The 25,473-nt window shown below is 60.1% G+C and carries 24 protein-coding genes and 1 pseudogene; 14 read left to right on the forward strand and 11 right to left on the reverse strand.

The genetic code is table 11. The features are described from left to right. Positions 1–2 precede the first annotated feature (2 nt). The 5 genes from codA to ACQKPC_RS10440 form a co-directional block, all read right to left on the reverse strand. Positions 3–1,250, reverse strand: a complete 1,248-nt coding sequence (gene codA / locus ACQKPC_RS10420; protein WP_427624437.1) for a cytosine deaminase — start codon at positions 1,248–1,250, stop codon at positions 3–5. Positions 1,251–1,263: 13 nt separating this feature from the next. Then, on the reverse strand, positions 1,264–2,535 hold the full coding sequence (gene codB / locus ACQKPC_RS10425; RefSeq protein WP_192343261.1) for a cytosine permease: 1,272 nt from the start codon (positions 2,533–2,535) through the stop codon (positions 1,264–1,266). Between the two features lie 266 nt (positions 2,536–2,801). Beyond that, positions 2,802–3,626, reverse strand: coding sequence for an alpha/beta fold hydrolase (locus ACQKPC_RS10430; protein WP_218399068.1), 825 nt, complete (start codon positions 3,624–3,626; stop codon positions 2,802–2,804). A 239-nt stretch (positions 3,627–3,865) separates the two neighbouring features. Beyond that, positions 3,866–4,222, reverse strand: coding sequence for a 6-carboxytetrahydropterin synthase QueD (gene queD, locus ACQKPC_RS10435; protein WP_003173033.1), 357 nt, complete (start codon positions 4,220–4,222; stop codon positions 3,866–3,868). A 255-nt stretch (positions 4,223–4,477) separates the two neighbouring features. Beyond that, the gene (locus tag ACQKPC_RS10440) at positions 4,478–5,557 is read right to left on the reverse strand and encodes a patatin-like phospholipase family protein (RefSeq protein ID WP_427624440.1); all 1,080 of its coding nucleotides are present in this window, start codon (positions 5,555–5,557) and stop codon (positions 4,478–4,480) included. 331 nt (positions 5,558–5,888) lie between these two features. Here ACQKPC_RS10440 and ACQKPC_RS10445 point away from each other — a divergent pair, with 331 nt between their 5' ends. From ACQKPC_RS10445 to ACQKPC_RS10480, 8 genes and pseudogenes are all read left to right on the forward strand, one after another. After that, positions 5,889–6,197, forward strand: a complete 309-nt coding sequence (locus tag ACQKPC_RS10445; protein WP_427624442.1) for a PepSY domain-containing protein — start codon at positions 5,889–5,891, stop codon at positions 6,195–6,197. Further along, a complete protein-coding gene (locus ACQKPC_RS10450; RefSeq protein WP_427624444.1) occupies positions 6,197–6,517 on the forward strand; it encodes a PepSY domain-containing protein in 321 nt (106 codons plus the stop codon). The genes ACQKPC_RS10445 and ACQKPC_RS10450 overlap by 1 nt, the downstream gene beginning before the upstream one ends. A gap of 3 nt (positions 6,518–6,520) precedes the next feature. Beyond that, complete coding sequence (locus ACQKPC_RS10455) at positions 6,521–7,189, forward strand: response regulator transcription factor (protein WP_008071174.1); 669 nt, start codon at positions 6,521–6,523, stop codon at positions 7,187–7,189. Beyond that, positions 7,186–8,499: a sensor histidine kinase gene (locus ACQKPC_RS10460; protein WP_427624447.1), complete on the forward strand. Its 1,314-nt coding sequence runs from the start codon at positions 7,186–7,188 to the stop codon at positions 8,497–8,499. The genes ACQKPC_RS10455 and ACQKPC_RS10460 overlap by 4 nt, the downstream gene beginning before the upstream one ends. 503 nt (positions 8,500–9,002) lie before the next feature. After that, a complete protein-coding gene (locus ACQKPC_RS10465) occupies positions 9,003–10,319 on the forward strand; it encodes a Na+/H+ antiporter family protein (protein ID WP_427624449.1) in 1,317 nt (438 codons plus the stop codon). A 185-nt stretch (positions 10,320–10,504) separates the two neighbouring features. Continuing rightward, a pseudogene (locus tag ACQKPC_RS10470) lies at positions 10,505–11,323 on the forward strand (cache domain-containing protein); the annotation flags it as partial. A 102-nt stretch (positions 11,324–11,425) separates the two neighbouring features. After that, a complete protein-coding gene (locus ACQKPC_RS10475) occupies positions 11,426–12,181 on the forward strand; it encodes a methyl-accepting chemotaxis protein (protein ID WP_427624553.1) in 756 nt (251 codons plus the stop codon). A gap of 308 nt (positions 12,182–12,489) precedes the next feature. After that, entirely contained in the window at positions 12,490–12,654 is a 165-nt protein-coding gene (locus ACQKPC_RS10480; RefSeq protein ID WP_427624451.1) for a metallothionein, read from the forward strand. 70 nt (positions 12,655–12,724) lie between these two features. On the opposite strand, the gene ACQKPC_RS10485 is transcribed toward ACQKPC_RS10480, so the two are convergent. The 3 genes from ACQKPC_RS10485 to ACQKPC_RS10495 all read right to left on the reverse strand — a co-directional run bounded on the left by ACQKPC_RS10485 (position 12,725) and on the right by ACQKPC_RS10495 (position 15,284). Beyond that, a complete protein-coding gene (locus ACQKPC_RS10485) occupies positions 12,725–12,952 on the reverse strand; it encodes a DUF6555 family protein (protein ID WP_008071169.1) in 228 nt (75 codons plus the stop codon). Positions 12,953–13,268: 316 nt separating this feature from the next. Then, positions 13,269–14,303 (reverse strand): purine-nucleoside phosphorylase, encoded by a 1,035-nt coding sequence (locus ACQKPC_RS10490; RefSeq protein WP_427624453.1) that lies wholly within the window; start codon positions 14,301–14,303, stop codon positions 13,269–13,271. Positions 14,304–14,327: 24 nt separating this feature from the next. Further along, positions 14,328–15,284, reverse strand: a complete 957-nt coding sequence (locus ACQKPC_RS10495; protein WP_008071167.1) for a nucleoside-specific channel-forming protein Tsx — start codon at positions 15,282–15,284, stop codon at positions 14,328–14,330. A 476-nt stretch (positions 15,285–15,760) separates the two neighbouring features. On the opposite strand from ACQKPC_RS10495, the gene selD reads away from it, so the two are divergent. Next, a complete protein-coding gene (gene selD, locus ACQKPC_RS10500) occupies positions 15,761–16,795 on the forward strand; it encodes a selenide, water dikinase SelD (RefSeq protein WP_427624456.1) in 1,035 nt (344 codons plus the stop codon). Continuing rightward, positions 16,795–17,898: a tRNA 2-selenouridine(34) synthase MnmH gene (gene mnmH, locus ACQKPC_RS10505; protein ID WP_427624458.1), complete on the forward strand. Its 1,104-nt coding sequence runs from the start codon at positions 16,795–16,797 to the stop codon at positions 17,896–17,898. The genes selD and mnmH overlap by 1 nt, the downstream gene beginning before the upstream one ends. Positions 17,899–18,035: 137 nt before the next feature. Here the strand turns inward: mnmH and ACQKPC_RS10510 are convergent, their stop codons facing one another. Then, complete coding sequence (locus ACQKPC_RS10510; RefSeq protein ID WP_427624460.1) at positions 18,036–18,710, reverse strand: histidine phosphatase family protein; 675 nt, start codon at positions 18,708–18,710, stop codon at positions 18,036–18,038. Positions 18,711–19,091: 381 nt separating this feature from the next. Here ACQKPC_RS10510 and ACQKPC_RS10515 point away from each other — a divergent pair, with 381 nt between their 5' ends. Both ACQKPC_RS10515 and hemB read left to right on the forward strand, forming a co-directional pair. Next, complete coding sequence (locus ACQKPC_RS10515; protein ID WP_427624462.1) at positions 19,092–19,799, forward strand: glutathione S-transferase family protein; 708 nt, start codon at positions 19,092–19,094, stop codon at positions 19,797–19,799. 227 nt (positions 19,800–20,026) lie between these two features. Next, the gene (gene hemB / locus ACQKPC_RS10520; RefSeq protein WP_427624464.1) at positions 20,027–21,001 is read left to right on the forward strand and encodes a porphobilinogen synthase; all 975 of its coding nucleotides are present in this window, start codon (positions 20,027–20,029) and stop codon (positions 20,999–21,001) included. Between the two features lie 54 nt (positions 21,002–21,055). On the opposite strand, the gene ACQKPC_RS10525 is transcribed toward hemB, so the two are convergent. Beyond that, a complete protein-coding gene (locus tag ACQKPC_RS10525; protein WP_427624466.1) occupies positions 21,056–22,585 on the reverse strand; it encodes an FAD-dependent oxidoreductase in 1,530 nt (509 codons plus the stop codon). 191 nt (positions 22,586–22,776) lie between these two features. Between ACQKPC_RS10525 and ACQKPC_RS10530 the strand changes: the two genes are divergently transcribed. After that, positions 22,777–23,871 (forward strand): DUF1615 domain-containing protein, encoded by a 1,095-nt coding sequence (locus tag ACQKPC_RS10530; protein WP_427624468.1) that lies wholly within the window; start codon positions 22,777–22,779, stop codon positions 23,869–23,871. Positions 23,872–24,116: 245 nt separating this feature from the next. Continuing rightward, positions 24,117–24,737, forward strand: a complete 621-nt coding sequence (locus tag ACQKPC_RS10535) for a glutathione S-transferase N-terminal domain-containing protein (protein WP_427624470.1) — start codon at positions 24,117–24,119, stop codon at positions 24,735–24,737. Between the two features lie 183 nt (positions 24,738–24,920). Here the strand turns inward: ACQKPC_RS10535 and ACQKPC_RS10540 are convergent, their stop codons facing one another. Further along, positions 24,921–25,361 (reverse strand): CBS domain-containing protein, encoded by a 441-nt coding sequence (locus tag ACQKPC_RS10540; RefSeq protein ID WP_038982372.1) that lies wholly within the window; start codon positions 25,359–25,361, stop codon positions 24,921–24,923. Between the last annotated feature and the right edge of the window lie 112 nt (positions 25,362–25,473).

The raw sequence follows: 25,473 nt of genomic DNA on the forward strand, positions 1-25,473 counted from the left end.
CTTCAGCTCAGATCGCTGAAAAAATCCACCACCGGCATCTGCCGCTTCATCAACACCTTGCCCCCGCGAACCGAGTACAGCGGCAGGCCCTGGCTGCGGATCACCTCATAATCGCTGTCCGCCGACAGAATCAGCAGATTCGCCGGCCGTCCTTGCTCCAGCCCATAGCGATCACCCAGGTTCATGGCCTTGGCACTGTTGTCGGTCACCAGATCCAGCGCGCTCTGCAGATTGCGATAACCGAGCATGTGGCAGATGTGCAAACCAGCCTCGAGCACCCGCAGGATGTTGCCGTTACCCAGCGGATACCACGGGTCGACAATCGAATCCTGGCCGAAGCACACATTCATCCCCGCTTCGAGCAACTCATTCACCCGAGTCACGCCACGGCGTTTCGGGAAGCTGTCGAAGCGTCCTTGCAGGTGAATGCTTTCGGTGGGGCAGGAGACAAAGCTGATCCCCGAATGCCCGAGCAGCCGAAAGAGCTTGGCGCAGTACGCGTTGTCGTAGGAGCCCATGGCCGTGGTGTGGCTGGCGGTGACGCGCGAACCCATGTCGCGGCTGCGGGCCTCTTCGGCCAGCACTTCAAGGAAACGTGAGTGCGGGTCGTCGGTTTCGTCGCAATGCACGTCCACCAGGCAACCGGTGCGTTCGGCCAGGTCCATGAGGAACTTCACCGAGCTCACGCCCTGATCGCGGGTGTATTCGAAATGCGGAATGCCCCCGACCACATCGGCGCCCAGGCGGATCGCCTCTTCCATCAGCTCCCGACCGTTGCGGTACGACTCGATGCCTTCCTGAGGGAACGCGACGATTTGCAGGTCGATCAGATGACGGCTTTCTTCGCGGACTTCGAGCATTGCCTTGAGCGCGGTCAGCTCCGGGTCAGTGACGTCGACGTGGGTGCGCACATGCTGGATGCCGTGGGCGGCGAGGGTCTGGATGGTCTTTTTGGCGCGGGTCTTGGTGTCTTCGTGGGTGATGGTCGCCTTGCGCTCGCCCCAGCACTCGATGCCTTCGAACAGCGTGCCGCTCATATTCCAGCGCGGCTCGCCAGCGGTCAGGGTGGCGTCGAGGTGAATGTGCGGCTCGACGAAGGGCGGTACCACCAGATTACCGCCGGCGTCCAGGTCGTCAGGCCCCAGTGATGGGGCTTCGGTTTGCCGGGCGATGCTGTGAATCAGGCCGTTTTCCAGGTGCAACTCATGCAGGCCTTCTTGGTTGCGCAGACGGGCGTTGATGATGTGCATCAGGCAATCCTTCTTATAGATCTTGGAGTGGCGCGTCGGCGGTACGGGCACCCAGTACGCCGGTCAATAACACATACGTTAGCGCGGCAGCGGCAATCCCTACCAGCGGCGCGACCCATGGCGAGTTGAAGGCGGCGACCGTGCCGACCGCATAGGCAGTCAGGCCAGACCAGTTGAACGCGGGCAATTGCGTATCCGCCAGGCGGGGATAGTGACCCCGATAGCGGAAGAAAAAGTCCGCCATGATCACCCCGCCAATCGGCGGAATCACCGTGCCCAGCAGAATCAGGTAAGGCACCAGCATGTCGTACATGCCCAGCAGGGCCAGCAGCGTGCCGATCACCGCGCCGGCCAGGGTCACGGTTTTGCGACGGTCGGTGCGCAGCAGGTTGCAGCCAGCGACGGCGAAGTTGTAGATGGTGTTGTCCTGAGTACTCCAGATGTTGAGCAGCAACATCGCCATCGCGGCCATGGCGAAGCCTTGCAACAGCAGCACTTCGACCACATCCGGTTGCTGATAGACGATGGCGCCGTAGGCACCGATTAGCACCATCAGACCGTTGCCGACGAAGAAGCCGATCAGGCTCGCCAATACCGCCACCCGCGCCGAACGGGAGAAGCGTGTCCAGTTGGTGGCTTGCGTCGCACCGCTGACGAATGTGCCGAACACCAGGGTAATCGCGGTCGACCAATCCAGCGTTCCTGTCGGAACCACCGCGAGCAAGCCCTCGAGACCGCCGACCTTCACCGTCGCGACCCACATCGACAGCATCAGCAGCAACATCATGGCCGGTACGGCGATGTACGACAGAATCTCCAACCCGCGATAGCCGATGTAGGCCGTGGCACAGAAGCCCAGGCCGAACAGCACCATCAACCCGAGAACCGTGCCCTCGCTCAGTTCGAAATATTTTCCCAGCACCACTGCCGCCGTCGCGGTGCCCCAGGCATACCAGCCAATTTGGGTGAAGCCGAGGATCAGATCGCTGAGTTTGCTGCCCACTTCACCAAAGCAGAAACGTCCCATCAGCACCGAGTTCAGGCCGCTCTTGAAGGCGATGTAGCCCAGCCCAGCGGCGTAGATCCCCAGCAGCAGATTGCCGACGATAATCACCGCCATCATCTCGCCGAAACTGAACGCCACACCGAGCTTGCCGCCGGCAAACATGGTCGCGGTGAAGAAGGTAAAACCCAGTAGCACCATGGCGGTGGAGGCAAGTCCCTTGCGGGCATGCATCGGGACTTCGCTGAGGGGGTAATCGTTGCCCGAATCGTTCTGCGTCATATGGCGTTCCTTGCTGGATGGAGGACGCGGGGGGTGTTGCAGTGCTCGTGCCAAGCGTGGGGTGGCGTAGTTATTTATAGCCGAGCCGACGGAGTTGGCCCGCAGAGAGGCACGAAAGCGGTGCGGGGTTGAGTCAAATTGGAACATTTGTTGATCGTTCCCACGCTCTGCGTGGGAATGCAGCGCGGGACGCTCCGCGTCCATTCCGAGGCGGACGCAGAGCGCCCATTGAGGCGTTCCCACGCAGAGCGTGGGAACGATCATCATCAACCGGCCAACGGCAAAAACCGCAGCAGCGCCGCCACAATCACCTCCGGCGCATCCTCCTGAACCAGATGCCCGGCATTCGCAATGGCATGAAACTGCGACCCGGCAATCATCTGTTGCAGCGCCCGGCCGCGCTCGATGGGAATCCACTGATCGTCCTCTCCCCAAAGAATCTGCACCGGGCAGCGAACCGTCGGATACAGCCCTTCGACCTCGCGGGTATAACGTTCATCCATCTGCGCGATCTGCCGATAGAACGCTGCTTGCCCAGGCTCCCCAAGCCATGGCCGCACATAGGGCGCCAGCTCTTGATCGGGAATCTCGCGCTTGATCGCGCCGCGAATATAGGCCGGCACAATCGCCTGCTGAATGTAATCGGGCAATCCGCTGAATGCGGCTTCATGCTGACGCACATGCTGCACGAATGGCGAACCCCAGGGCGACAGCGCCACTGGATCGATCAGCGTCAGGCTGCGGTAATCCTTGCCATTGAGCAGATGCGCGCGCAACGCGGTGGCGCCGCCGAAATCGTGGGCCACCACGTCTGGCCGTTGCAGGCCCCAGTGCTCCAGCAACTGCGCCAACAGTTGGTTTTGTACGCCCAGCGACACATCGCCGTCCGGCTGTGTGGATTGCCCGTAACCCAGCAGATCGAAGTAGTGCACCCGGTGCGTGGTGATGAAGTGCGGCGCAATCCGGTGCCATACATAAGAAGAGAAGGGCGTGCCATGCACGAACACCAGCGGCGGACCGTCGCCACGTACGGCGTAGCGCACGGAGTGCCCATTGAAACGATAGGTCTGAGCCAGCGGCCAGTCAGCCATGGGAGCGTCCTCTTGGCATGTGCGAGCCAAGAAGCATAAGCATAAAAAAACAGCCATTGAAGGCTGTTTCTCTATTCACTGACGAAACGCAGTTGCCCCTTGTGGGAGCCCTGTGGCGAGGGGGCTTGCCCCCGTTTGAGTGCGTAGCACTCACAAGATCTTTGGTGTATCAGAGATTTTAGGGCTGCTTCGCAACCCAACGGGGGCAAGCCCCCTCGCCACAGAATCTCCCTCGGGGGTTATTCACCGCGATAGATGCAACCGCTGGTGCAGGTCTCGTGGATGCGAATCGCGCTGAGTTCCGGCAGCAGGGGCTTCAATTCATTCCAGATCCACTTGGCCAGCACTTCGCTGGTCGGGTTTTCCAGGCCGGGAATGTCGTTCAGGTAGTTGTGGTCCAGGCGCTCGTAGAGCGGCTTGAAGATCGCCTTGATTTCCGAGAAGTCGCGGATCCAGCCGGTGTGCGGATCAAGGTCGCCGCTCAGGTGAATCGCCACTTTGAACGAGTGACCGTGCAGGCGACCGCACTTGTGGCCGTCCGGCACGTGGGGCAGGCGGTGGGCGGACTCGAAGGTAAACTCTTTGAAGATTTCCACAGTGATGTTCAGCTCTGTCAGGTGGCGATCGCCGCGGCGATAGGGGCAGGTGGCGAGTTTACCAGCTTGTGTTTGGCGATGCGGGAAAACACTGACCAGTGTCCTGTCTCACCAATACGTTCCTCTTTTGGCGAGTGGCTGTTGTCGTCAGGCAAGGCGCCGCGACGAGTCATAGCCCGCTATGGCGAGGAGCGGCAACGCAGCATGGCGACAACAGCCACCGTCAAAAAGGAACAGTATTAGCGAGACAGGGCACTAGAGGGTCAGCAAGCGCTCGCCGAGGCGACCGTTGGCGGTCAGTTCGAGAAACTCGTCACCTAGCCTGCGGCTTTCATCCATCGTCACGCGCCAGTACTTTTGCCGGCTCGGGGCGTCGCCCATGAAGCGCTTGAAATCGTTACGGTCCGGCAGTTTGCCGAAGGGCAGGCGCGCCAGATATTCCTTTGACGGCGCCAGCAGCAGAACATCCTGCAAGCGCGCAGGACAGGCGCGGCGCCACGGCAGGGTCTTGTCGAACCAGCCGGGGATCACTCGATCAGTGAAGTGCGGATACAGCACAATGTCGTTGCCGCTGTAGGGCAGGTCGAGGTGATAGTCCAGCAGTCCGCCATCGCGAAACGTCCCGGCGCCGGCACCCGGCAGGTCGCGCACGCCTTGCATGACCATCGGGATCGAACCGGAGGCGAGCAGGGCCTGGCGCAGGTTGCCGGCATCCAGCGCAACGAAGCGCGACGGGAAGTCATTCAGCGCGTTGACCGGTGGCGCCAGACGCGGGTCATGGATGATCAGCCGCTCGAAATGCCGCGACAGCCGCGCCCGCCCGCGCAAGTTGTCGGCGATCACCGATGACAGGCCCAGCCCCAGCCGACCGCGATGATCGTCCGCCAGCAGGCCATGGCTTTTGACCACCATGATGTTCAGTCGGTAGTGGGCGTTGTCCAGAATCGAGGCATCGCGGCCGTCGAGCAAGTCATCGAGCATGCGTCGGGAACTCTGGCTGATCTGCGCCATGGTCACGCCCTTGGCGAAATTCTGCCCGGTATACAGATGACCGAGGCGGCGGATGCCTTCGGCGGCATCCGGCAGGCAGGCGCTGGCGAACCGCCAGGAACCCACCGAGGCGCCGATCAGCGAACGCTCCCGGGGCGCCGCCGGCAGCCATTCGCCGAACAGCGCCAGATCCAGCCCCTGAATTCCCAACGCTTTCGGGCCACCGGCGGCACCCGGCAGCGTGCCCACATCGGCGGCGCTCAAGCCATTTGCACGGATGCGCGCCAAGGCTCGCGGGCCGGCCTTGACAGTCAGGGAAGGGAACTTGATGTGGATCGCGGTCATAACCGGTCTCGATGTCTGGCAGGCGGGGGATTATGTGGGAGCGGGCTTGCTCGCGAAAGCGGTATAACAATCGACATATTTATTGAATGTTAAGCGCCCCCGATCAATGTAGGAGCTGCCGAAGGCTGCGATCTTTTGATTTTGATTTTGATTTTTGGCGTTCATGACGTAGCCAAAGATCAAAAGATCGCAGCCTTCGGCAGCTCCTACAGGGATTTGTGTGTCAGTGATGTCGTGTTGCTATCTCCTATGATGGCAATTCAGTTTCAGTTAAGTTCGAATCACTAAGGTAGCTCTTGTAGCAACACATAAAAAAATACGGAGACACCCCATGAAAATCCTGACTGCCCTATTCACCGCATCCCTTATCAGCCTGACCGCCAGTATCGCCCACGCGCGCGACCTCGGCCCCGACGAAGCCCTGAGACTGCGCGACGCTGGTACCATTGTGTCCTTCGAGAAGCTCAACGCCACGGCATTGGCCAAACACCCCGGCGCCAAAATCAGCGAAACCGAGCTTGAAGAAGAGTACGGCAAGTACATCTACCAGGTGGAACTGCGCGACCCGCAGGGCCTTGAGTGGGACCTGGAATTGGACGCTGTCAGCGGGCAGGTTCTCAAGGATCATCAGGATACGTAATGAAGGTGTTTTGTTTAAATCGACGCGCCAGCAGTCGGATGGCGCTGGCGCTCCTGGCATTTTGCTCGGTGGTCATGGCCCGCGACCTGGATCAGGACGAGGCCCTGCGCCTGCGCCAACAAGGTGTGATCCTGCCGCTGGAGCAGCTCTTGCAGCAAGCGCTGGACCTCTATCCCGGGGCCAAGTTGCTGGAAGCCGAGCTTGAGGAAAAGCACGACGTCTACATTTACGAGGTCGAGCTGCTGACCGCCGAAGGTATGGTGCGCGAGCTGGACCTCGACGCCATCACCGGCCATTTACTGAAAGACAAGGAAGACTGACCGATGCGTTTGCTCCTGGTGGAAGACCACGTGCCGCTGGCCGACGAATTGATGGCCGGCCTCAACCGGCAGGGTTACGCGGTGGATTGGCTGGCCGACGGCCGCGATGCGGTGTACCAGGGCAGCAGCGAGCCTTATGACCTGATCATCCTTGACCTGGGACTGCCGGGTTTGCCGGGGCTCGACGTGCTGGCGCAATGGCGGGCCGGCGGCTTGGCCACGCCAGTTCTGATCCTCACTGCGCGCGGTTCCTGGGCCGAGCGGATCGAAGGTCTCAAGACCGGCGCCGACGATTACCTGACCAAACCGTTTCACCCCGAAGAGTTGCACCTGCGAGTCCAGGCATTGTTACGCCGCTCCCACGGTCACGCCAATCAGCCGACGCTCAAGGCCGCCGGTTTGCATCTGGATGAAGGTCGCCAGTGCGTGACCCGCGACGGTGCAGACATCCAGCTCACCGCCGCCGAGTTTCGCCTTCTGCGTTACTTCATGCTGCACCCTGAACAAATCCTTTCCAAAAGCCACCTCGCTGAACACCTCTACGACGGTGAAACCGAGCGCGATTCCAATGTGCTGGAGGTTCACGTCAACCACCTGCGACGCAAGCTCGGCCGCAGCGTGATCGAAACCCGTCGCGGTCAGGGTTACCTGTTCGGCGGGCAAGCCCAGTGAGGTCGATCCAGCGCCGCTTGAGCCTGGGCCTGATCAGCGTGATGGTGATCGTCGGCCTGGTGCTGGCGCAAACCAGCCTGTGGCTGTTCGAAATGGGGTTGCAACGCTACCTCGAAGACGGGTTGCGCAACGACAGCGAAAACCTGCTGGTGGCGCTGGTGCGTGGGCCGCAGGGTTTGCAACTGGATGAGCGGCATTTGTCGCCGGCCTATCAGCGACCGTTCTCCGGGCATTACTTTCGTATCGATTTCGCCAACAGCCATTGGCGTTCCCGCTCGTTATGGGATCAGGAGCTTCCGCAGCTTGGACATCCTGGCCTGCATAGCAATCTGCAATTGGGGCCGGAAGGCCAGCAGTTGTTGGTGTTGCGTTCGGACTATCGCCGGTTGGGCCAGGCGATTTCCATCAGCGTCGCCCAGGACTACACCCCGGTGCGCGAGAGCTTTCGGCGCATGCAGCAGGTCGGTCTGGGGTTGGGGCTGGCGGGGCTGTTGTTGATTTTGCTATTGCAACGGATCACCGTGCGCCGCGCCTTGCGCCCCCTGGAAAAGGCTCGCGAGCAAATCGCCCAATTGCAGCAGGGCCAGCGTTCGCAACTCGACGAAGAAGTACCGCTGGAGCTGGAACCGCTGGTGGCGCAGATCAACCATTTGCTGGCCCACACCGAAGACAGCCTCAAGCGTTCACGCAACGCCTTGGGCAACCTCGGCCATGCCTTGAAAACCCCGCTGGCGGTGTTGTTGAGCCTGGCTTGCAGCGAAAAACTCGATGCTCACCCGCAGTTGCGCAAAGTCATGCAGGCGCAACTGGAACAGGTTCAGCAACGGCTCAATCGCGAACTCAACCGCGCCCGGCTGTCCGGGGATGCACTGCCGGGAGCGTTGTTCGATTGTGATGCCGAGCTACCGGGGTTGTTAGCCACGTTGAACATGATCCACGGCGAACACCTCGACTTGAGCTACCGCGCGCCTGCCGGTTTGCAACTGCCGTGGGATCGCGAAGATCTGCTGGAGTTGCTCGGCAACCTGCTGGACAACGCCTGCAAATGGGCGGATGCCGAGGTGCGGCTGAGCGTGGTCGAAACGGCGGAAGGGTTTGAGTTGAGCGTGGAAGACGATGGGCCGGGAATTCCCGAAGACCAGCGCGCTCAGGTATTCAGCCGCGGTACCCGGCTGGATGAACAGACGGATGGGCATGGGCTGGGGTTGGGCATCGTGCGCGACATCGTCGATACGTGGGGCGGGGTGTTGAAGTTGCAGGAAAGCGAGTGGTGCGGGTTGAAAGTCACGATCGAACTGCCCAAACGCTGACCCCGATCCAAAGAACACTGCTTAACCTGTGGGAGCGGGCTTGCTCGCGAAGACGGCGGCACAGTCAACATCGATATGCCTTCAAAGTAAAAACCATCAAGACAGTTGCTCCCACATTGGATCTGTATTGCCTGCAAATTTTGCGGACAACCACTACCCCTGTGGGAGCGAGCCTGCTCGCGATAGCGGCGGTACAGTCAATATCAATGTCGCCTGACACAACTCATACCCTTATGACACTGATTCACATCCCGTAGGCGCTGCCGAAGGCTGCGATCTTTTGATCTTCTGGCGTCATCGAGGTCGTTGAAAATCAAAAGATCGCAGCCTTCGGCAGCGCCTACAGGTGTTGGCTTTGACAAGGCGGCAGCGGTCCGGCACAGTGCGCGCCCTCTAATAAAACCCATTTCTCCTAATCCGCTGGCGGCGCTCATACAGACTGCCGGCCGGACTCATTCCGTTTGGCGGTGATTGCCTCACCGCGCTGCTTTGAGGTAACAACAATGAATGCAGTAATTGCCGCGGTCGGCATCATGCTGATACTCAGCCTGTCCCGCGTGCATGTGGTGATCGCGCTGATTGTGGGCGCGCTGGTCGGTGGCTTGACCGGTGGCCTGGGCATCGACGCGACCCTTAAAGCTTTCAATAGCGGCCTCGGCGGCGGGGCGACGGTTGCGTTGTCCTATGCCTTGCTCGGCGCGTTCGCGGTGGCCATTGCCAAGTCCGGCCTGGCCCATGCGCTGGCCGACAGGGCCCTGGCCATGGTCGATCGCCAGCACGCCAACGGTGGCGGAAACGTCAAATGGCTGCTGATCGGCCTGCTGTGGGTGGTGGCCATCGCCTCCCAGAACATTTTGCCGATTCATATCGCCTTTATTCCGTTGCTGGTGCCGCCACTGTTATATGTGCTGACCAAACTGCAACTGGACCGTCGATTGATTGCCTGCGTCATTACGTTCGGGCTGATCACGCCGTACATGTTCCTGCCCGTGGGCTTCGGTAACATCTTTCTCAATGAAATCCTGCTGGCCAACGTCGCCCGTAGCGGAGTAGACATCAGCGGTATCAACGTCACCCATGCCATGGGCATTCCGGCGCTGGGCATGGTTTTTGGTCTCGCGGCAGCCTTCATCAGCTATCGCAAGAAGCGCGTTTACGATCTGGAAAAGATCGAGCAGGTCGAACAGGTCGCGGTGCAGTACAACCCCATGAGCCTGGTGATTGCCGGTCTGGCGATTGCCGCTGCGTTCATTGTTCAGTTGCTGCTGGACTCGATGATTATCGGGGCGCTGGTGGGCTTCCTGATCTTTTCGGTGTCGGGCATCGTCAAATGGCGCGACACCGATGACCTGTTCACCGAAGGCATGAAGATGATGGCGATGATCGGCTTCATCATGATCGCCGCCTCCGGGTTTGGCGAAGTGATCAAAGCCACCGGGCAAGTGCAAACGCTGGTGGAGTCCTCGGCTTCGTGGATCGACCACAGCAAAGCCATTGGCGCGTTGCTGATGCTGCTGGTGGGCCTGTTGGTGACCATGGGCATTGGCTCGTCGTTTTCCACCGTCCCGATTCTGGCGGTGATTTTCGTGCCGTTGTGCGTGCAACTGGGCTTCAGCCCGATCGCCATCGTGTGCATCGTCGGCACCGCCGGCGCATTGGGCGATGCCGGGTCACCCGCGTCGGACTCGACCCTGGGCCCGACCTCCGGTCTGAACATCGACGGCCAGCATCACCACATCTGGGACACCGTGGTCCCGACCTTCCTGCACTACAACCTGCCATTGCTGGCGTTTGGCTGGGTGGCGGCGATGGTTCTGTAACGGCTACTACCCCTGTGGGAGCGAGCCTGCTCGCGATTGCGATCTGTCAGTCACATTGATGCTGAAGGTATCGCCGCCATCGCGAGCAGGCTCGCTCCCACAATGATCGCGTTCAACTTTTGAATTGGCCTGCCGTTATAGCCTTTAACCACGCCAACAAAATCAAAAGAGTGAACGTCATGCGCATGAGCCTGAAGGCTAAAGTCCTGTCCCTTGCCGTCCTCCCGGTGCTGCTCTTTGCGCTGGTCATCAGTCTGACCACGTTGTTTATCCTGCAAGAGCAGGCGAGCAAGGAAGTCGAGCAAACCCGTCAGCGCCTGCTCAGCGATGCCAAGGCGACCCTGCAAAGTTACGTTGCCGTGGCCATGACCACGATCAAACCGCTCTACGACGCGGCCGCCCCCGGCGATGACGCAGCGCGGGCGCAGGCGATCAAATTGCTGTCGAGCATCACCTATGGCAAGGACGGCTACTTCTTCGGCTACGACTCCAATACCGTGCGCCTGTTCAAGGCCAACAGCCCCGAAGGCGTGGGCCAGAGCTTCAAGGACAACCGCGACCCGAACGGCGTCTACGTCAACCGTGACCTGGTGAAAGTCGCCAAGGACGGTACTCACTACCTGCAATACAGCTCGCCGCTGCCCGGTAACACCCAAGTGCTGGTGCCCAAGCTCGGCTACACCGAATACCTGCCGAAGTGGGACATGGCGGTCGGCACCTCGGTCAACCTCGACGGCATCGAAGCCCAAGTGGCAGTGGTCGAGGCCAAGGTCCAGGAACGCATGCAAGGCGTGGTGCTGAGCATTGTCGGGATTGCCGCGGTGGTGTTGTTGGTGATTGCTGCTGCCGGGATGCTGCTGGCCAACACCATTCTGCGTCCGCTGAACCTGATGAAAGCCAACCTCGACGACATTGCGGCGGGCGAGGGCGACCTGACCCGGCGTCTGACCATCACCAGCCAGGATGAACTCGGCCAACTGGCCGGCTCGTTCAACCGTTTCGTCGACAAGATCCACGGTCTGGTACGCCAGATCACTGAAATGACCTCGCAACTGACCGGGCTGGTGAATCAGGTGTCCGATCAGGCCCAGCGCTCGGATCAAGCCATGGAGCGCCAGCGTCACGAAACCGATCAGGTGGCCACGGCGATCAATGAGATGTCAGCGGCGGCCCAGGAAGTGGCCAAGAGTGCGCAAAACGCGGCGGTCGCTGCCCAGCAGACCGACGAAGAAGGCCAGGCCGCCAAGCGTGTGGTGGCCGGCAGCATCGTGAAGATTCATGCGTTGGTGAATGACATTCGCAGCAGCGGCGTATCGCTCGACAGCCTGCAGAAAGACGTGTCGTCGATTGTCAGCGTGCTCGGGGTGATCCGTTCGATTGCCGAGCAGACCAACCTGCTGGCGCTCAACGCCGCTATTGAAGCCGCCCGCGCCGGTGAGGCCGGGCGTGGTTTTGCGGTGGTCGCCGACGAAGTGCGTGCATTGGCCAGTCGCACGCAAATCAGCACCCAGGAAATCCAGGGCATGATCGACCGCTTGCAGGCCGGCACCCAATCGGCGGTCGAAGCCATGCGCCGCTCCAGCGAGGCCGGCGACGGCACGTCGGCCCAGGCCAACGAGGCGGGGGCGTCTCTGGATGCCATGGCCCAATTGATCGGCACCATCAACTCGATGAACGCCCAGATCGCCAGCGCCGCCGAAGAGCAAACTGCCGTGGCCGAAGAGATCAACCGCAGCGTGCACCAGATCGCCGTGGCCGTAGACAGCGTCGCCGACGAAACCCAGCTCGGCGCCCAGACCTCGCGCAGCCTGGCCGATCTGGGGCAGCGCCTGGGGCAACTGGTCGGGCAATTCCGTATCTGATTGAGAGTGCTTGTGTGGCGAGGGGGCTTGCCCCCGTTGGGTTGCGAAGCGACCCCAGAACCATTCAACTTGGTTATATCTGATAAACCGCATTCGCCGGTTTTACAACTGCTGCGCAGTCGAACGGGGGCAAGCCCCCTCGCCACACGGCAGTGTTCGTCCATGAGTAGCTGCATCGCGACTACCCTCATTAGTAAGCAAACACCGTCCAAGGGTTTGTTTGAACCCGTTTGGGGGACGAGCGGTCATTTGCTTCAGGTGTCGCGCACCCGCGGCACCTTGACGACCACAACAATGGAGTCAGACTCATGATCGACAGTGAAGGTATCTGCGACTGCCCCAAATGTTCCTGCAAACTGGGCGAACATCCGATCGCGCGTCACGGCAAGCACTATTGCTGTGAAGCCTGCGCCAAACATCACGAACACGGCGAAGCATGCTCCACCAAAGGCTGCAAGTGTGCAAAGCACTGACCGTTCAGCCAAAAAAGTGGAGCCGTCCAGGCTCCACTTCGGTTTGAATTTTTCCCCTCCTTTTTGACGCTCAACTGGCCGGTCGCCAGGTCACATTCTCGATGCCGAATTTCTCTGCCAGCGGTTTGCTGGTCTTTTGCACTCTCTCACGGCCAAAGCGCGGGATCCGGCCTACTCCGGCATCGCAACTTGCCCAGTGCCAAGCCTCTGCATTGTCCATTTTGTCGAGGCGGATAATGAAAGACTTGGGCTGGCCATGAAGGGTGTATTCAATGACGAAAAGTTTTGCGTTGTTCATAAAACCCGTATTCCTCCCTGTAGTTATAGAGGGATCACGAGGCGCGGCGAAAATTCAGTCGAATTGTCGGACGGTGACAGTGACTGGCGACAGCCGGGCGCCTCGTGATCCTGGAGCGTTCCTGACCCCAGATGATCCTAGCCTATGGCCCAAGGTGCGCCGGCGGAACCATCCCAGTCGGCATCTTTGTCGAATGTTCTGGCCCTATCGCGAGCAGGCTCGCTCCCACAGTTGATCTGCGCCGCTCACATGATTTGTGACCAACACAGACCTCTGTGGGAGCGAGCCTGCTCGCGATGACGGACTGAAGCTGGACTCAGACCTCAGGCACACCTTTCTCCCAAGCCGACCAATTCTGCAAAATCTCCTGCACCAACGGATTCCCCGTGCGGTACAGGTTCTCCAGCGCCGGCACAAACCCACCTTGATCGGCATATTTGAGCAGGTTATCCACCTCGCTCTGGCCCGGCGCCGGCCGGTCGAAGTCGGAACCGGCGCGCACCACCGCCAGGCGCCGGACATCCACCAGCCCCTCGCGGCTGGCGCGCAGCAGCGCCTCGTAGGTGGAGTTGTCTTCCTGCTGAGTGGTGCAATAGACCCCTTCGTTATTGGTCAGCAGTTTGGTCCAGACTTCCGCCCGCTCGCTCAACCGCGTCCCGGAAAACCAGGTATTGCCCGCCAGCGTGTCGCACTGGGTCACCACCGGTGGTTGATTGGCAGGGGCCGATGGATATTTCAAGCGCCATGCCGCTGATTCCTTACTCTCGCTCAGCTGAACCTTGTGGCTCAGGGCGAACGCCTTGGCCTGCAACTTCGGATTGAGTTCGAACACTTCAGTCTTGTAGTCCAGCGGTGGCTTTTCGTTCGGGCCTTTGGTGTTGATGCCCAGGTAACCGGTCGGCCAGTCTTTCGGCGCGTCCCGGGAATCCAGCTCCCACTGGGTGCCGAACTCCACCAGGTAGTGCGCCCACGCGGTGGTGCCGATGGTGCCGTGATGCGGGCTGATGCCGGCAATCCCGGCGATCAGGAAGTAACTTTTGCGCAGGTCGAATTTCGGTGACAGCGCCAAAGCCAGAGTCGAGGCCGCGGCATTGGTCTGGCCCATGCCGGTGACCATCAGGCACACCTGTCGGGTGTTGCAGCGAATATTCGGGTACTCGGCAGACAGGCCCGGTACGCGCACTTCTTGCTTGAGCTCCAGGCGATCGATCCAGTTCTGCGCCTCGGGGGCGAACATGGTGATCAGCATCACTTTCGGCTGGATCGGTGCGTCGCTAGCCCAGGCAGCAGAAGAGAGCAGAGTGCCGCAGGCCAGGGCCACGGATAAGGAAAGACGCGTCATTGCATTCATAAAACCTCCTGATTCAAATGAGCCTTAAAACTGATAACCGACACCGGCGTAGTAACCCCAGCCGTTGGAACGGGCGCGGAAGTCACCGTCGCCGAAGTTCAACTCACTGCCGTCGTCCCAGTTGCCGCCGTTGTGGAAGTAACGGCCGACCAGGGTGAAACGCAAGTGGGTGAAGGCGTAAAGCAACACGTTGGTGGCCACGGTGGCGTTGGCGGTGCGGGCCGGGTTGTCCTTGTGCAGGTCGGAGCCGAAGTCGAAGTTGGTGAAACCGATGTAGGTCAACGAAGCGCCGTTGCTGAAACTGCTGATGGGCACGATGTACTTGAGCTGGGCGCGGTAGCCGTCCCACGAATATTCATTACTGGCGCCGTAGTTTTCCCATTGGTAGCGACCATAGAAGTTGGCCGACAGGTTGACCCGCGAATGGGTGTCGATGTCGGTGCCCAAGCCGCTGTACAGCGTGTTGGCGCGGTTGGCGCTGTTGCTGCCGTGGTCGTAGATCCAGTCGAACGCCACGTACCACTCCTTGAACGGCCCGACGGCCAGGCTGCGGCCGGCCAGGTAGTCGATGGAGATCCGTGGTTCGTGCTCCATGAACACCGGCGAGCCGTGGTCCCAGACACCTTTGTCATGGCTGTTGCCGATGTCGAAGATCTTTGGAATGTCGATGTAGCCGTACAACTCGAACGGGCCCTTGCGGCCGAAGTATTCATATTCCAGGTAGATGTCGTCGGCCGGTTGCGGGCCGAAGCTGATGTCTTTGCTGCCGATGACGGTCAGGTCCTGGTTGAACCAGTCCGACAGGTAGGCGCCTTTTTTCGGCGGGCTGGCTTCAGGGCTGAGGGCTTCGCCCTGGGCGGATTCTTCGGCGGTGGCCGGTTGGGCCAAAACGTGGCTGCTGAGTAGTCCTGTAACGCTGGCCAGCAACAAGGAAACAGCCAAAGTGCGCGAGCAAGTGACGCGGCTGGAGGTGCAATGCATTAAAAGTCCCTTTTCGTGCGGATCGAAAGCCCGGTGGTGCGGGTTTTACGCGGTTAGGTGGCGAACAGGCCGGTATCGGCGACTCGCAAACGTTTGCACAAGGCATACCAGTTTTGTTCAAAGTGCTGAAAAATTGAGGGAATTGGTAGTTTTGTTGTCCTTTTGGTCAAGGATTTCGGGGCGATGAGCAGAAGGAGTGGTTTTCAGGGCGAAGGGGATCTGGCGGGGATATGCACCAAAGTGGTGTCGACTGGCAGATGATCAACCCGATCTGTGGCAAGGACGGGCAAAGGAGATTTTGTGGCGAGGGGGCTTGCTGTGGCGAGGGGGCTTGCCCCCGTTCGGCTGCGCAGCAGTCGTAAACCAAAACCGCATTGTCTGGTTTTGGGGCCGATGCGCAGCCCAACGGGGGCAAGCCCCCTCGCCACAGGGTTGCTGTAGAATCCTCGGCATTGACTTCACAAGGTGCACCCCTGATGAGCGAGCCGATTCGTCTGACCCAATACAGCCATGGCGCAGGCTGTGGCTGCAAGATTTCGCCCCAGGTGCTGGAGGTGATTCTGGCCGGCAGCGGCGCACAAAACCTGGACCCGAAACTCTGGGTCGGCAACGCCTCGCGCGATGACGCGGCGGTGTATGCCATCGACGAAGAACGCGGCGTGGTCTCGACTACCGACTTCTTTATGCCGATCGTCGACGATCCCTTCGACTTCGGCCGTATCGCCGCCACCAATGCCATCAGCGATATCTACGCCATGGGTGGCGATCCGTTGATGGCGATTGCGATCCTCGGCTGGCCGGTCAATGTGCTGGCGCCGGAGATTGCCCGGGAAGTGATTCGTGGCGGGCGTTCGGTCTGCGACGAGGCGGGGATTCCACTGGCTGGCGGCCATTCCATCGACGCGCCAGAGCCGATCTTCGGCCTAGCCGTGACCGGACTGGTGGAAAAACGCCACATGAAGCGCAATGACACCGCCACCGCCGGTTGCTTGCTGTACCTCACCAAACCCTTGGGCATCGGCATCCTCACCACGGCCGAGAAGAAGGGCAAGTTGCGCCATGCCGACATCGGCCTGGCCCGCGACTGGATGTGCACCCTGAACAAACCCGGCAGCCGTTTCGGCAAGCTCGACGGTGTGACCGCGATGACTGACGTCACCGGTTTCGGCCTGCTCGGGCACTTGGTGGAAATGGCCGACGGCAGCAACGTGACCGCTCGCATCGAATATGACCGGGTGCCGCGCCTGCCGGGCGTCGAGTATTACCTCGATCAGGGCTGTGTGCCCGGTGGCACGCTGCGCAATTTCGACAGCTACGCCAGCAAGGTCGGCCGGCTCCAGGAGTTGCACAAACGCGTGCTCTGCGATCCGCAGACCAGCGGTGGTCTGCTGATTGCGGTCACGCCTGAGGGCAGTGAACAGTTTTTGGTGGTGGCGGCCGAACTCGGCCTGACCCTTGAGCCGATCGGCGAACTGGTTGAGCGACAGACTAACGCGGTAGAGGTGATTTGATGTCCATCGACTTCACCGATTACCGCGACATCTTTCTCAACGACCGGCCGATGATGGATACCCGCGCGCCGGTCGAATTCCTCAAGGGCTCATTCCCTGGGGTGGTCAATTTGCCGCTGATGAATGACCTCGAGCGGCAACGGATCGGTACCTGCTACAAGCAGCAAGGTCAGCAAGCGGCCATCACGCTGGGGCATCAATTGGTGGCCGGCGAGATCAAGGCCGAGCGCATCCAGGCCTGGGCCGAATTTGCCCGGGCGCATCCAGATGGGTATTTGTATTGTTTTCGTGGCGGGCTGCGTTCGCAGATCGTTCAGCAGTGGCTGAAGGACGAAGCAGGTATCGACTATCCGCGGGTCGGTGGCGGCTACAAGGCCATGCGCACCTTCTTGCTCGACACGCTCGATCAGGCCATTGCCCAGTGCGATTTCGTTTTGCTGGGCGGTATGACCGGCACCGGCAAGACCGAGGTGCTCACGCAATTGAGCAACGGGCTGGACCTTGAAGGCCACGCCCATCATCGCGGCTCCAGCTTCGGCAAACGCGCCACCGGCCAACCCTCCAACATCGACTTTGAAAACCGCCTGGCCGTGGATGTGCTGAAGAAACGTGCCCGTGGTATCGAACAGTTCGTGCTGGAAGACGAGAGCCGCGCGATTGGTAGTTGCGCCTTGCCGCTGCCGCTGTATCAGGGCATGCAGCAGTTTCCGATGGTCTGGCTGGAAGACAGCCTGGAAGGGCGGGTCGAGCGAATCCTGCGCGATTACGTGGTGGACTTGTGCGCCGAGTTCATCGAAGTGCATGGCGATGAAGGCTTCGCGCTGTTTTCCGAGCGTTTGCTGGCGAGCCTGAACAATGTCCAGAAAAGGCTGGGCGGCGAACGCCATCAGCGGATGTTGACCTTGATGGAAGATGCGCTGGCGGAACAGGCGAACAGCGGTGCGGTGGATTTGCACCGAGGCTGGATCGAAGGGTTACTGCGCGAATATTACGACCCGATGTATGCGTTTCAGCGGGAGAAGAAGGGGACGCGGATCGAGTTTGTCGGGGAGCGGGGGGCGGTGCTTGAATACCTGCGGGAGCGGGGTAATCAGCGGGGATAATGTAGTTTTTGCCGGCCCCATCGCGAGCAGGCTCGCTCCCACACTGGATCTCGGTAGTACGCAGAATCTGTGTTCACTGAAGATCAAATGTGGGAGCGAGCCTGCTCGCGATGAGGCCCTGACAAGCGCCCGACCACTTACGTCGGACAGGTCTCCTGACCGTTATCCAGACCTTGCTTGTAGCTGTGGCTCTTCAGGCTGGCCTTGCCGTTGTGCCAGGTCAGTGTGAGCACGTACAGCGAGTCGTAGTCGCTGGATGCCCAATCATCGGTGATGTTCTGTTTCTCGCCGACGGCTTCCCCGGCGACCTTGTTGATCAGCTCGGGCAGGTACCCGTGGGACCAGGCCGTATAAATGACCGAATTGTGATACTTGTCGTGCAGCAGTTCATCCGCCAGGTCGCTGGTGTCGTTGGCCGAGAAGTTGATGTTCACCGGCAAACCGAGCTTGATCGCGCTGGGGCTGATGGTCATCAGGGGGCGGATGTAACTGTAGGAGTTATCGAATTCGCCTTCCTCGACATTGCGTGTCGGGTTAGCGGCGAACACGTAGTTGGCCTTGCCGAATTTTTCCGGCAACAAGGTGGCCAGGTCGATGGCGCGATTCAACCCCTGACAATTGAGCTGACCCAGTCCGCCCGCGGGTTTTTCCGCGTGGCGCAAGAAGACCAGCGTCTGGGTGCCGTCCGCCGGTTGGGCGCGGCTTTCACTGGACTCAAGCGACAAAAACAACGCGCTGACCGCCAGCAGGGAGGGCAGGAAGATATAGGCGCGATGCTTGAAGCGTTTGGCGAATTTCAATGGATTCATCATCGAATAGGTCATCTTCAGCGTATTCGGTTAAGGCTGACAAACCTTGACACCGCGAGCTCCCAGCATAGGGTGTTTTCCATGTCGTTGACCCGGGTCCGTTTCCTACAGGGCAATGCTCAGAGTCCTCTGAAGCCCTTTGGTTCGATCCGAGTGAGGTGCCTGGCACTTTAACGGCAACCTTGAACGGATTGGGAAAAGGTTATCGACTGGATGTTGCGGATTTATGGACACGGCACACACCTTACTCCTTGTAGGAGCTGCCGAAGGCTGCGATCTGTTGATCTTTCTCTTCGGCGCGCCCCCTGAGGACGCCAAAAGATCGCAGCCTTCGGCAGCTCCTACATTATGATCTTCACTCCGTTTTTCCCGTGGATGCCCCTTATGACCGATTTGTCTGCATTCCCCATCACTCGAAAATGGCCGGCGCAATACCCGGAGTGGATCCAGCTCTATTCCTTGCCAACGCCCAATGGCGTCAAGGTTTCGATCATGCTCGAGGAAATCGGGCTGCCCTACGAGCCGCATCGTGTGGGCTTCGACACCAACGATCAGCTGTCCCCTGAATTTCTCTCGTTGAACCCCAATAACAAGATCCCGGCGATCCTCGACCCCCATGGTCCGGGGGATCAACCGCTGGCGCTGTTCGAGTCCGGGGCGATTCTGATTTACCTCGCCGACAAGAGCGGGCAACTGCTGGCGCAGGAATCGGCGGCGCGTTACGAGACCCTTCAGTGGCTGATGTTTCAGATGGGCGGTATCGGGCCGATGTTCGGCCAGCTCGGTTTCTTCAACAAATTCGCCGGCAAAGACTACGAAGACAAGCGTCCCCGCGATCGCTACGTCGACGAAAGCAAGCGCTTGCTCAGCGTTCTTGAGGGCCGTTTGCAAGGACGCGACTGGATCATGGGCGAGCGTTACACCATCGCCGACATCGCGACCTTTCCGTGGGTGCGCAACCTGATCGGCTTTTACGAAGCCGGCGATCTGGTCGGCATCCAGAATTTCCCCAATGTTACCCGCGTTCTGGAGCGTTTTCTGGCAAGGCCGGCGGTGATTCGCGGGCTGGAAATCCCCAAGCAAGCCCTTTGAACCCCTCATCACCAAGGCAGGCAATGAGCTCATTCGCGCCGAACCTGTGGGAGCGAGCCTGCTCGCGATAGCGGTCTGTCATTCAGCATCTATGGTGGCGGTTATGGCCTCATCGCGAGCAGGCTCGCTCTCACAGGGGAATGCGGCAATTGTGCCCCGCGCCTTGCAGGGCATAAGCTTCGCCCCCTATAAGTTTCGTCTTTTCCGCCGTTTTTTCAGGAAGACCCATGCCCAGTCAGTTCCCCGAAGCACGTCCACGCCGTCTGCGCCGCAATGCGAGCCTGCGCAGCCTGTTCCAGGAAACCGAGTTCAGCTTGAATGATCTGGTGCTGCCGATTTTCGTCGAGGAAGAAATCGACGATTTCGTGCCGATCAAGAGCATGCCCGGGGTGATGCGCATTCCCGAGTCGAGGCTGGCCGGCGAGATCGAGCGTTACGCTCGGGCCGGGATCAAATCGGTGATGACGTTTGGCGTGTCCCATCATCTGGACAGCACTGGCAGCGATACCTGGAGCGACAACGGCCTGGTGTCACGCATGTCGCGCATCGCCAAAGACGCCGTGCCGGAAATGATCGTGATGTCCGACACCTGTTTCTGCGAGTACACCGACCACGGCCACTGCGGCGTGCTGCACCACCACGAAGTCGACAACGACCAGACCTTGATCAACCTCGGCAAACAAGCCGTAGCCGCTGCCCGCGCTGGCGCCGATGTGATCGCTCCGTCGGCGGCCATGGACGGGCAGGTCCAGGCCATTCGCCGTGCACTCGATGAAGCGGGTTTCAGCCAGACCGCAATCATGGCCTATTCGACCAAATTCGCCTCGGCGCTTTATGGCCCCTTCCGCGAAGCCGGCGGCAGTGCATTGAAGGGCGACCGCAAAAGCTATCAGATGAACCCGATGAACCGCCGCGAAGCCGTGCGTGAATCGCTGATGGACGAGCAGGAAGGCGCCGACGCGCTGATGGTCAAACCGGCCGGCGCGTACCTGGACATCATCCGCGACATCCGCGAAGCCTCGCGTTTGCCGCTGTCGGCGTATCAGGTGAGTGGCGAGTACGCGATGATCAAATTCGCCGCCCAGGCCGGGGCAATCGATGAAGACCGAGTGGTGCGTGAGAGCCTGGGGGCGATCAAACGGGCCGGGGCGGATTTGATCTTCACCTACTTCGCGATGGACCTGGCCTTGGCCGGGATCTAACTGTCTTGAATGATCGTTCCCACGCAGAGCGTGGGAACGATCATCAAAAGATCTTCAGCCGAAGAAAGGCCGAATCCCACGGTCCCGGAAGTACCGCTCGATCACCTTCGGATCGGCGCTGTAGTCGGCAATCGCCACATACGTATCCGGCCGCAGCAGGTAAAACCCGTTGCGCGCCAACCCCGCGGTTTCAAATGCCGGTCGCCAGTCGAACACCTGCAAAGGCAGGTGATGCTCGGTGCACCAGGCAATCATTTCGTCGCTGGTGTCGCCATACACATGCACCTGCCAGGTCGGGTCCTTCAGCGATTCGAAATTGTCCCCTTCACCGTCGTGGGCCCAAGGCAGGCGATCACCGCCGTGAACATGGCCAGCAACACCTTCGCTCAACGGCATGCCGCGATAGTTGAGGGTGGTCTGCGACACCGTGCGAAACAGGAATTCCCGGGCCGCCTCAAACGAGATCATTTTCGGGATCAAAAAGGGTGCCACGCGAATACGCACCAAGTCGGCTATTGGCCCATCGGCCGTAACGAAACTGAAGACCCGGTCGGTGGTGGCCACCAGTCGCCGGGCAAAGGCGATGCGTTCGGTTTCATAACTGTCGAGCAGTTTGGTCGTGGCGCCACCGCTCAACACCGCCGCGAGTTTCCAGGCCAGATTGATCGCATCGCCAATTCCGGTATTCATGCCCTGGCCACCCGCCGGGCTGTGGACATGGGCGGCGTCACCCAACAGAAACGCGCGCCCGCTGCGAAAGTGATCCGCAACCCGGTGATGCACGCGGTAGGTTGAGAACCAGTTCACCTGATCGATCTTCAGCTTTAAATTCTCGATGGCCCGGCGGCTGACGTCTTCAAACTGGAGGGTTTCGGCACGGTCGGCGCGTTCGTCGCGAACCGTGCCGATCAGTCGGGCGCGACCTTCGTCGGACAAGGGAAAAACGGCGAGGAAGTCGGCTTCGTCGAGATCCACATGCAGTTCACCGTTGAATGTGGGGCCGCGAGCCTGCACATCCGCCACGTAAAAAATCTGCTGGTAAGTGCCACCCGGAAAACCGGTGTCCAGCGTCTTGCGCACAATCGACCGGGCGCCATCGCAGCCTGCGAGGTAACAGGCCTGACAGGTTTCCTGCTGGCCATCGGGCAAGAGCAGCCGGGCGGTGATGCCGTCGCCGGTTTCCTCGAAGCTTTGCAGTTCGGTATCGCGCTCCACTGTAATACCGAAGGCCTCCAAGCGTTCGATCAGCAGGCGTTCGTGCTCGTCTTGCGGATAGATTTCCAGAAACGCGTAGGGCGTCAGACCCTCGCCGATGGTGCTCAGCGGCAGGCGTGCGACGGGTTCGCCCTTGACCCAGAAATTCGCTGCGGCCACTTTATGGCCGTTTTGCACAACGGCGTCGCTGAGGTCGAGCTGGCTATACAGTTCAAGCGTTCGCGCCTGTACCGCCAGCGCACGTGAAGTGGTGCCGGGTGTCGACGTCTTGTCGATAATCCGTACCCGAATCCCCAGTTTGCTCAACCACAGCGCCAGTACCAGCCCGGTCGGGCCGGCGCCGATGATCAGCACGTCGCTACGGTTCATGAGCCTGTCCTCCTCGGTGTGTGGATCAAGTATGGTTCAGCCCGAATGCACTGACCTCCCGGCTGCCCAACGGAAAACACCCCTGTAGCGCTACAGCTACGGGGGAACAGTCCGCGACTGTCACAGTCATAGCCTGCGCCATGCCATTGATCGTATGGTTAACCCGGCTCAACGGATTTTGATGGAGCACCATGCAAGCTAATCGATTGATCATGAGCGTCGCGGCACTGTTGGTCCTGGCCGGTTGCGGTACCCAGCGTACTCAGGAACCGCCGGCCCGCAAGCCTGCCGAGGTCAAGGCAGAGATCATGCGTCTGCTCCCGGCCAAGACAGCCGACCGCCAGGGCTGGGCCACGGACATCTACGCGGCATTTGCCGCGCAAAAGATTTCGCCGACCACGCAAAACCTGTGTTCGGTACTCGCGGTCACTGAGCAGGAGTCGACGTTTCAGGCTGATCCGCGGGTGCCGGGCCTGGGCAAGATTGCCCGGGACGAAATCGACCGTCGCGCCGCCAAGGCTCACATCCCTGGCCTGCTGGTGAGCGGTGCCTTACAGGTCAGTTCACCCAATGGTAAAAGTTACAGCGACCGGCTGAATGCTGCGCGCAGTGAAAGAGAACTCAGCGCGATTTTCGATGATTTCATCGGCATGGTGCCAATGGGGCGGACGTTGTTCGATGGTTTCAACCCGGTGCACACCGGCGGGCCGATGCAAGTCAGCATCGATTTTGCGGAGCAGCAGGCGCGGGCTTATCCCTACCCGGTGGACGGCTCGATTCGCCGCGAAGTGTTTACGCGTCGCGGTGGCCTGTATTTCGGTATTGCCCATTTGCTCGGTTATCCAGTGAGCTACGAGCAGCCGCTGTATCGCTTCGCCGATTTCAACGCCGGTTGGTACGCCAGCCGCAATGCGGCGTTTCAAAATGCGGTAAGTCGTGCGACGGGCATTCCGCTGGCGCTGGATGGCGATCTGGTGCGTTATGGCTCGATCATGCCGGGCACCACGGAATTGGCGGTGCGCACTCTCGGCAAGCAACTGGACATGCGCAACCTGACCATTCGGGATCAATTGGAGGAGGGGAAAGGTCTCGAGTTCGAGGACACCAAGCTTTATCGGCGCGTCTTTGCCTTGGCCGAACAGGCCGAAGGCCGGCCATTACCTCGGGCGGTATTGCCGGGAATCGTTCTGCAAAGCCCAAAAATCACCCGCAAGCTCACCACGGCATGGTTCGCCAAGCGGGTCGATGAGCGTTATCAGCGCTGTATGAAGCGCGCGGGGATGTGAACGAGCCAGACTGAGAAACCCGGCTGGGGAGGCTAATGCCGGTCAGTTAAGACGCAGAACCTGTGGGAGCGGGCTTGCCCGCGAAGGCGGTGTTACAGACCACATTGATATCGACTGACACACCGCTTTCGCGAGCAAGCCCGTTCCCATAGGGATTGCGCTTACCGACTGGTATTGTTGATGAGGTATTCGAGCGCAATCTTCGGCAACTGCTACAAAGAGAGAGTCGCAGAGGAGATTTAGTCATGTACCAGCTCTACGGGCATCAGAATTCGGGTGCGGCCGCCATCGAAGCCGCGCTGGAACTGTGCGAGGTCGCTTATCGCTTCATCGATGTTTCTGCGTCCCCGGAGGCGTTTCAGGCGCTGGAGAAGCTCAACCCGCTCAAGCAGGTTCCCACCCTGCTGCTGCCCGATGGCGGCGTTCTCACCGAGAGTGCGGCCATTCTTATTCATCTGGGCCTCACGTTCCCGGAGTCGAACCTGTTGCCGGAAAACCCGATCAAGCGTGATCAGGTGATTCATGGCCTGGTGTACATCGTCAACAATTGCTACGCGGCCATTGGCATCATCGATTACCCCGAGCGCTGGCTGGCCAAGGTTGATGAGTCAGCCCGGCAAAACCTCATGGCCGGTGCCCGCCAGCGGCTGCATTGGAGTTGGGAGGTGTTTGCCGATCAGTTCGCCGGCAAGTTGTACCTGGGCGATGGAAAACCGGGTGCGCTGGATATTCTGGCGGCGGTGGTGACGCGGTGGGCGGGCACCCGGGAACACTTGCGTGTTGCGCGGCCGGGGTTCTTCGCCTGGCTCGAACGCTTCGACCGGCACCCTGCGTTGGCACCGGTTTTCGCGCGGCATTGGCCGTAAGAACACCAACAAACTATTGTGGGAGCAAGCTTTTGTGTTGAGTGAGCTTTGTGGCGAGGGGGCTTGCCCCCGTTCGGCTGCGAAGCAGTCGCAAGGCTTTCGGGGGCGCTTCGCGACCCAACGGGGGCAAGCCCCCTCGCCACAGAAGCCCGCTCCCACAGGGGGATTTGCGGTGTGCCGCAATCACTCGCCGCGAATGTACTGCTCCAACTGGCGAATCAGTTCAGCCTGTTCGGCAATGGCTTCCTTGACCAGGTCGCCGATGGACAGCAAGCCGATCAACTCGCCGTTTTCCACCACCGGCAAGTGCCGCAAGCGCTTTTCGGACATGATGCCCATGCAGGTTTCGACGGTTTGATGGGTGTCCACGGTGATGACCGGCGCCACCATGATGTCGCTGACCGGTGTGCCGACGGAGGAGCGCCCCTTGAGCACCAGTTTGCGCGCATAGTCACGCTCGCTGATGATGCCGACGACCGCGCCATCTTTCAGCACCGGTAACGCGCCGACGTTTTTTGCGGCCATCACCATCAGCGCTTCCAGCACCATTTGATGAGGCGCAATGGTGTGGACTTCCTGATTCTGTTGGGCCTTTAACTTGAGCAGTTGGGCGACGGTTTTCATGGCGAATTCTCGGGTGTTGTCGTTGTTCTTGAAGAATCGTAGAGACGCGCTCACAGAGCAAGGCAGAAAGCGGCAGATACCGCGCAAAAAGCGTCATTCAGCGATTTTTCTT

Origin of the sequence: Pseudomonas sp. NPDC089918 (genome assembly GCF_050280605.1) — a bacterium.
Lineage (GTDB): Bacteria > Pseudomonadota > Gammaproteobacteria > Pseudomonadales > Pseudomonadaceae > Aquipseudomonas.

What these genes read in the sequence shown, in the direction of transcription:
- ACQKPC_RS10485 (WP_008071169.1), bottom strand. Translation starts at nt 12,952, where the DNA reads ATGAACAACGCAAAACTTTTCGTCATTGAATACACCCTTCATGGCCAG.
- codA (WP_427624437.1), bottom strand. Translation starts at nt 1,250, where the DNA reads ATGCACATCATCAACGCCCGTCTGCGCAACCAAGAAGGCCTGCATGAG.
- ACQKPC_RS10430 (WP_218399068.1), bottom strand. Translation starts at nt 3,626, where the DNA reads ATGGCTGACTGGCCGCTGGCTCAGACCTATCGTTTCAATGGGCACTCC.
- ACQKPC_RS10475 (WP_427624553.1), top strand. Translation starts at nt 11,426, where the DNA reads ATGGAGCGCCAGCGTCACGAAACCGATCAGGTGGCCACGGCGATCAAT.
- ACQKPC_RS10455 (WP_008071174.1), top strand. Translation starts at nt 6,521, where the DNA reads ATGCGTTTGCTCCTGGTGGAAGACCACGTGCCGCTGGCCGACGAATTG.
- ACQKPC_RS10535 (WP_427624470.1), top strand. Translation starts at nt 24,117, where the DNA reads ATGTACCAGCTCTACGGGCATCAGAATTCGGGTGCGGCCGCCATCGAA.
- ACQKPC_RS10450 (WP_427624444.1), top strand. Translation starts at nt 6,197, where the DNA reads ATGAAGGTGTTTTGTTTAAATCGACGCGCCAGCAGTCGGATGGCGCTG.
- ACQKPC_RS10525 (WP_427624466.1), bottom strand. Translation starts at nt 22,585, where the DNA reads ATGAACCGTAGCGACGTGCTGATCATCGGCGCCGGCCCGACCGGGCTG.
- ACQKPC_RS10440 (WP_427624440.1), bottom strand. Translation starts at nt 5,557, where the DNA reads ATGACCGCGATCCACATCAAGTTCCCTTCCCTGACTGTCAAGGCCGGC.
- ACQKPC_RS10510 (WP_427624460.1), bottom strand. Translation starts at nt 18,710, where the DNA reads ATGATGAATCCATTGAAATTCGCCAAACGCTTCAAGCATCGCGCCTAT.
- ACQKPC_RS10515 (WP_427624462.1), top strand. Translation starts at nt 19,092, where the DNA reads ATGACCGATTTGTCTGCATTCCCCATCACTCGAAAATGGCCGGCGCAA.
- ACQKPC_RS10480 (WP_427624451.1), top strand. Translation starts at nt 12,490, where the DNA reads ATGATCGACAGTGAAGGTATCTGCGACTGCCCCAAATGTTCCTGCAAA.
- selD (WP_427624456.1), top strand. Translation starts at nt 15,761, where the DNA reads ATGAGCGAGCCGATTCGTCTGACCCAATACAGCCATGGCGCAGGCTGT.
- ACQKPC_RS10490 (WP_427624453.1), bottom strand. Translation starts at nt 14,303, where the DNA reads ATGAATGCAATGACGCGTCTTTCCTTATCCGTGGCCCTGGCCTGCGGC.
- ACQKPC_RS10445 (WP_427624442.1), top strand. Translation starts at nt 5,889, where the DNA reads ATGAAAATCCTGACTGCCCTATTCACCGCATCCCTTATCAGCCTGACC.
- ACQKPC_RS10530 (WP_427624468.1), top strand. Translation starts at nt 22,777, where the DNA reads ATGCAAGCTAATCGATTGATCATGAGCGTCGCGGCACTGTTGGTCCTG.
- ACQKPC_RS10540 (WP_038982372.1), bottom strand. Translation starts at nt 25,361, where the DNA reads ATGAAAACCGTCGCCCAACTGCTCAAGTTAAAGGCCCAACAGAATCAG.
- codB (WP_192343261.1), bottom strand. Translation starts at nt 2,535, where the DNA reads ATGACGCAGAACGATTCGGGCAACGATTACCCCCTCAGCGAAGTCCCG.
- ACQKPC_RS10465 (WP_427624449.1), top strand. Translation starts at nt 9,003, where the DNA reads ATGAATGCAGTAATTGCCGCGGTCGGCATCATGCTGATACTCAGCCTG.
- hemB (WP_427624464.1), top strand. Translation starts at nt 20,027, where the DNA reads ATGCCCAGTCAGTTCCCCGAAGCACGTCCACGCCGTCTGCGCCGCAAT.
- mnmH (WP_427624458.1), top strand. Translation starts at nt 16,795, where the DNA reads ATGTCCATCGACTTCACCGATTACCGCGACATCTTTCTCAACGACCGG.
- ACQKPC_RS10495 (WP_008071167.1), bottom strand. Translation starts at nt 15,284, where the DNA reads ATGCATTGCACCTCCAGCCGCGTCACTTGCTCGCGCACTTTGGCTGTT.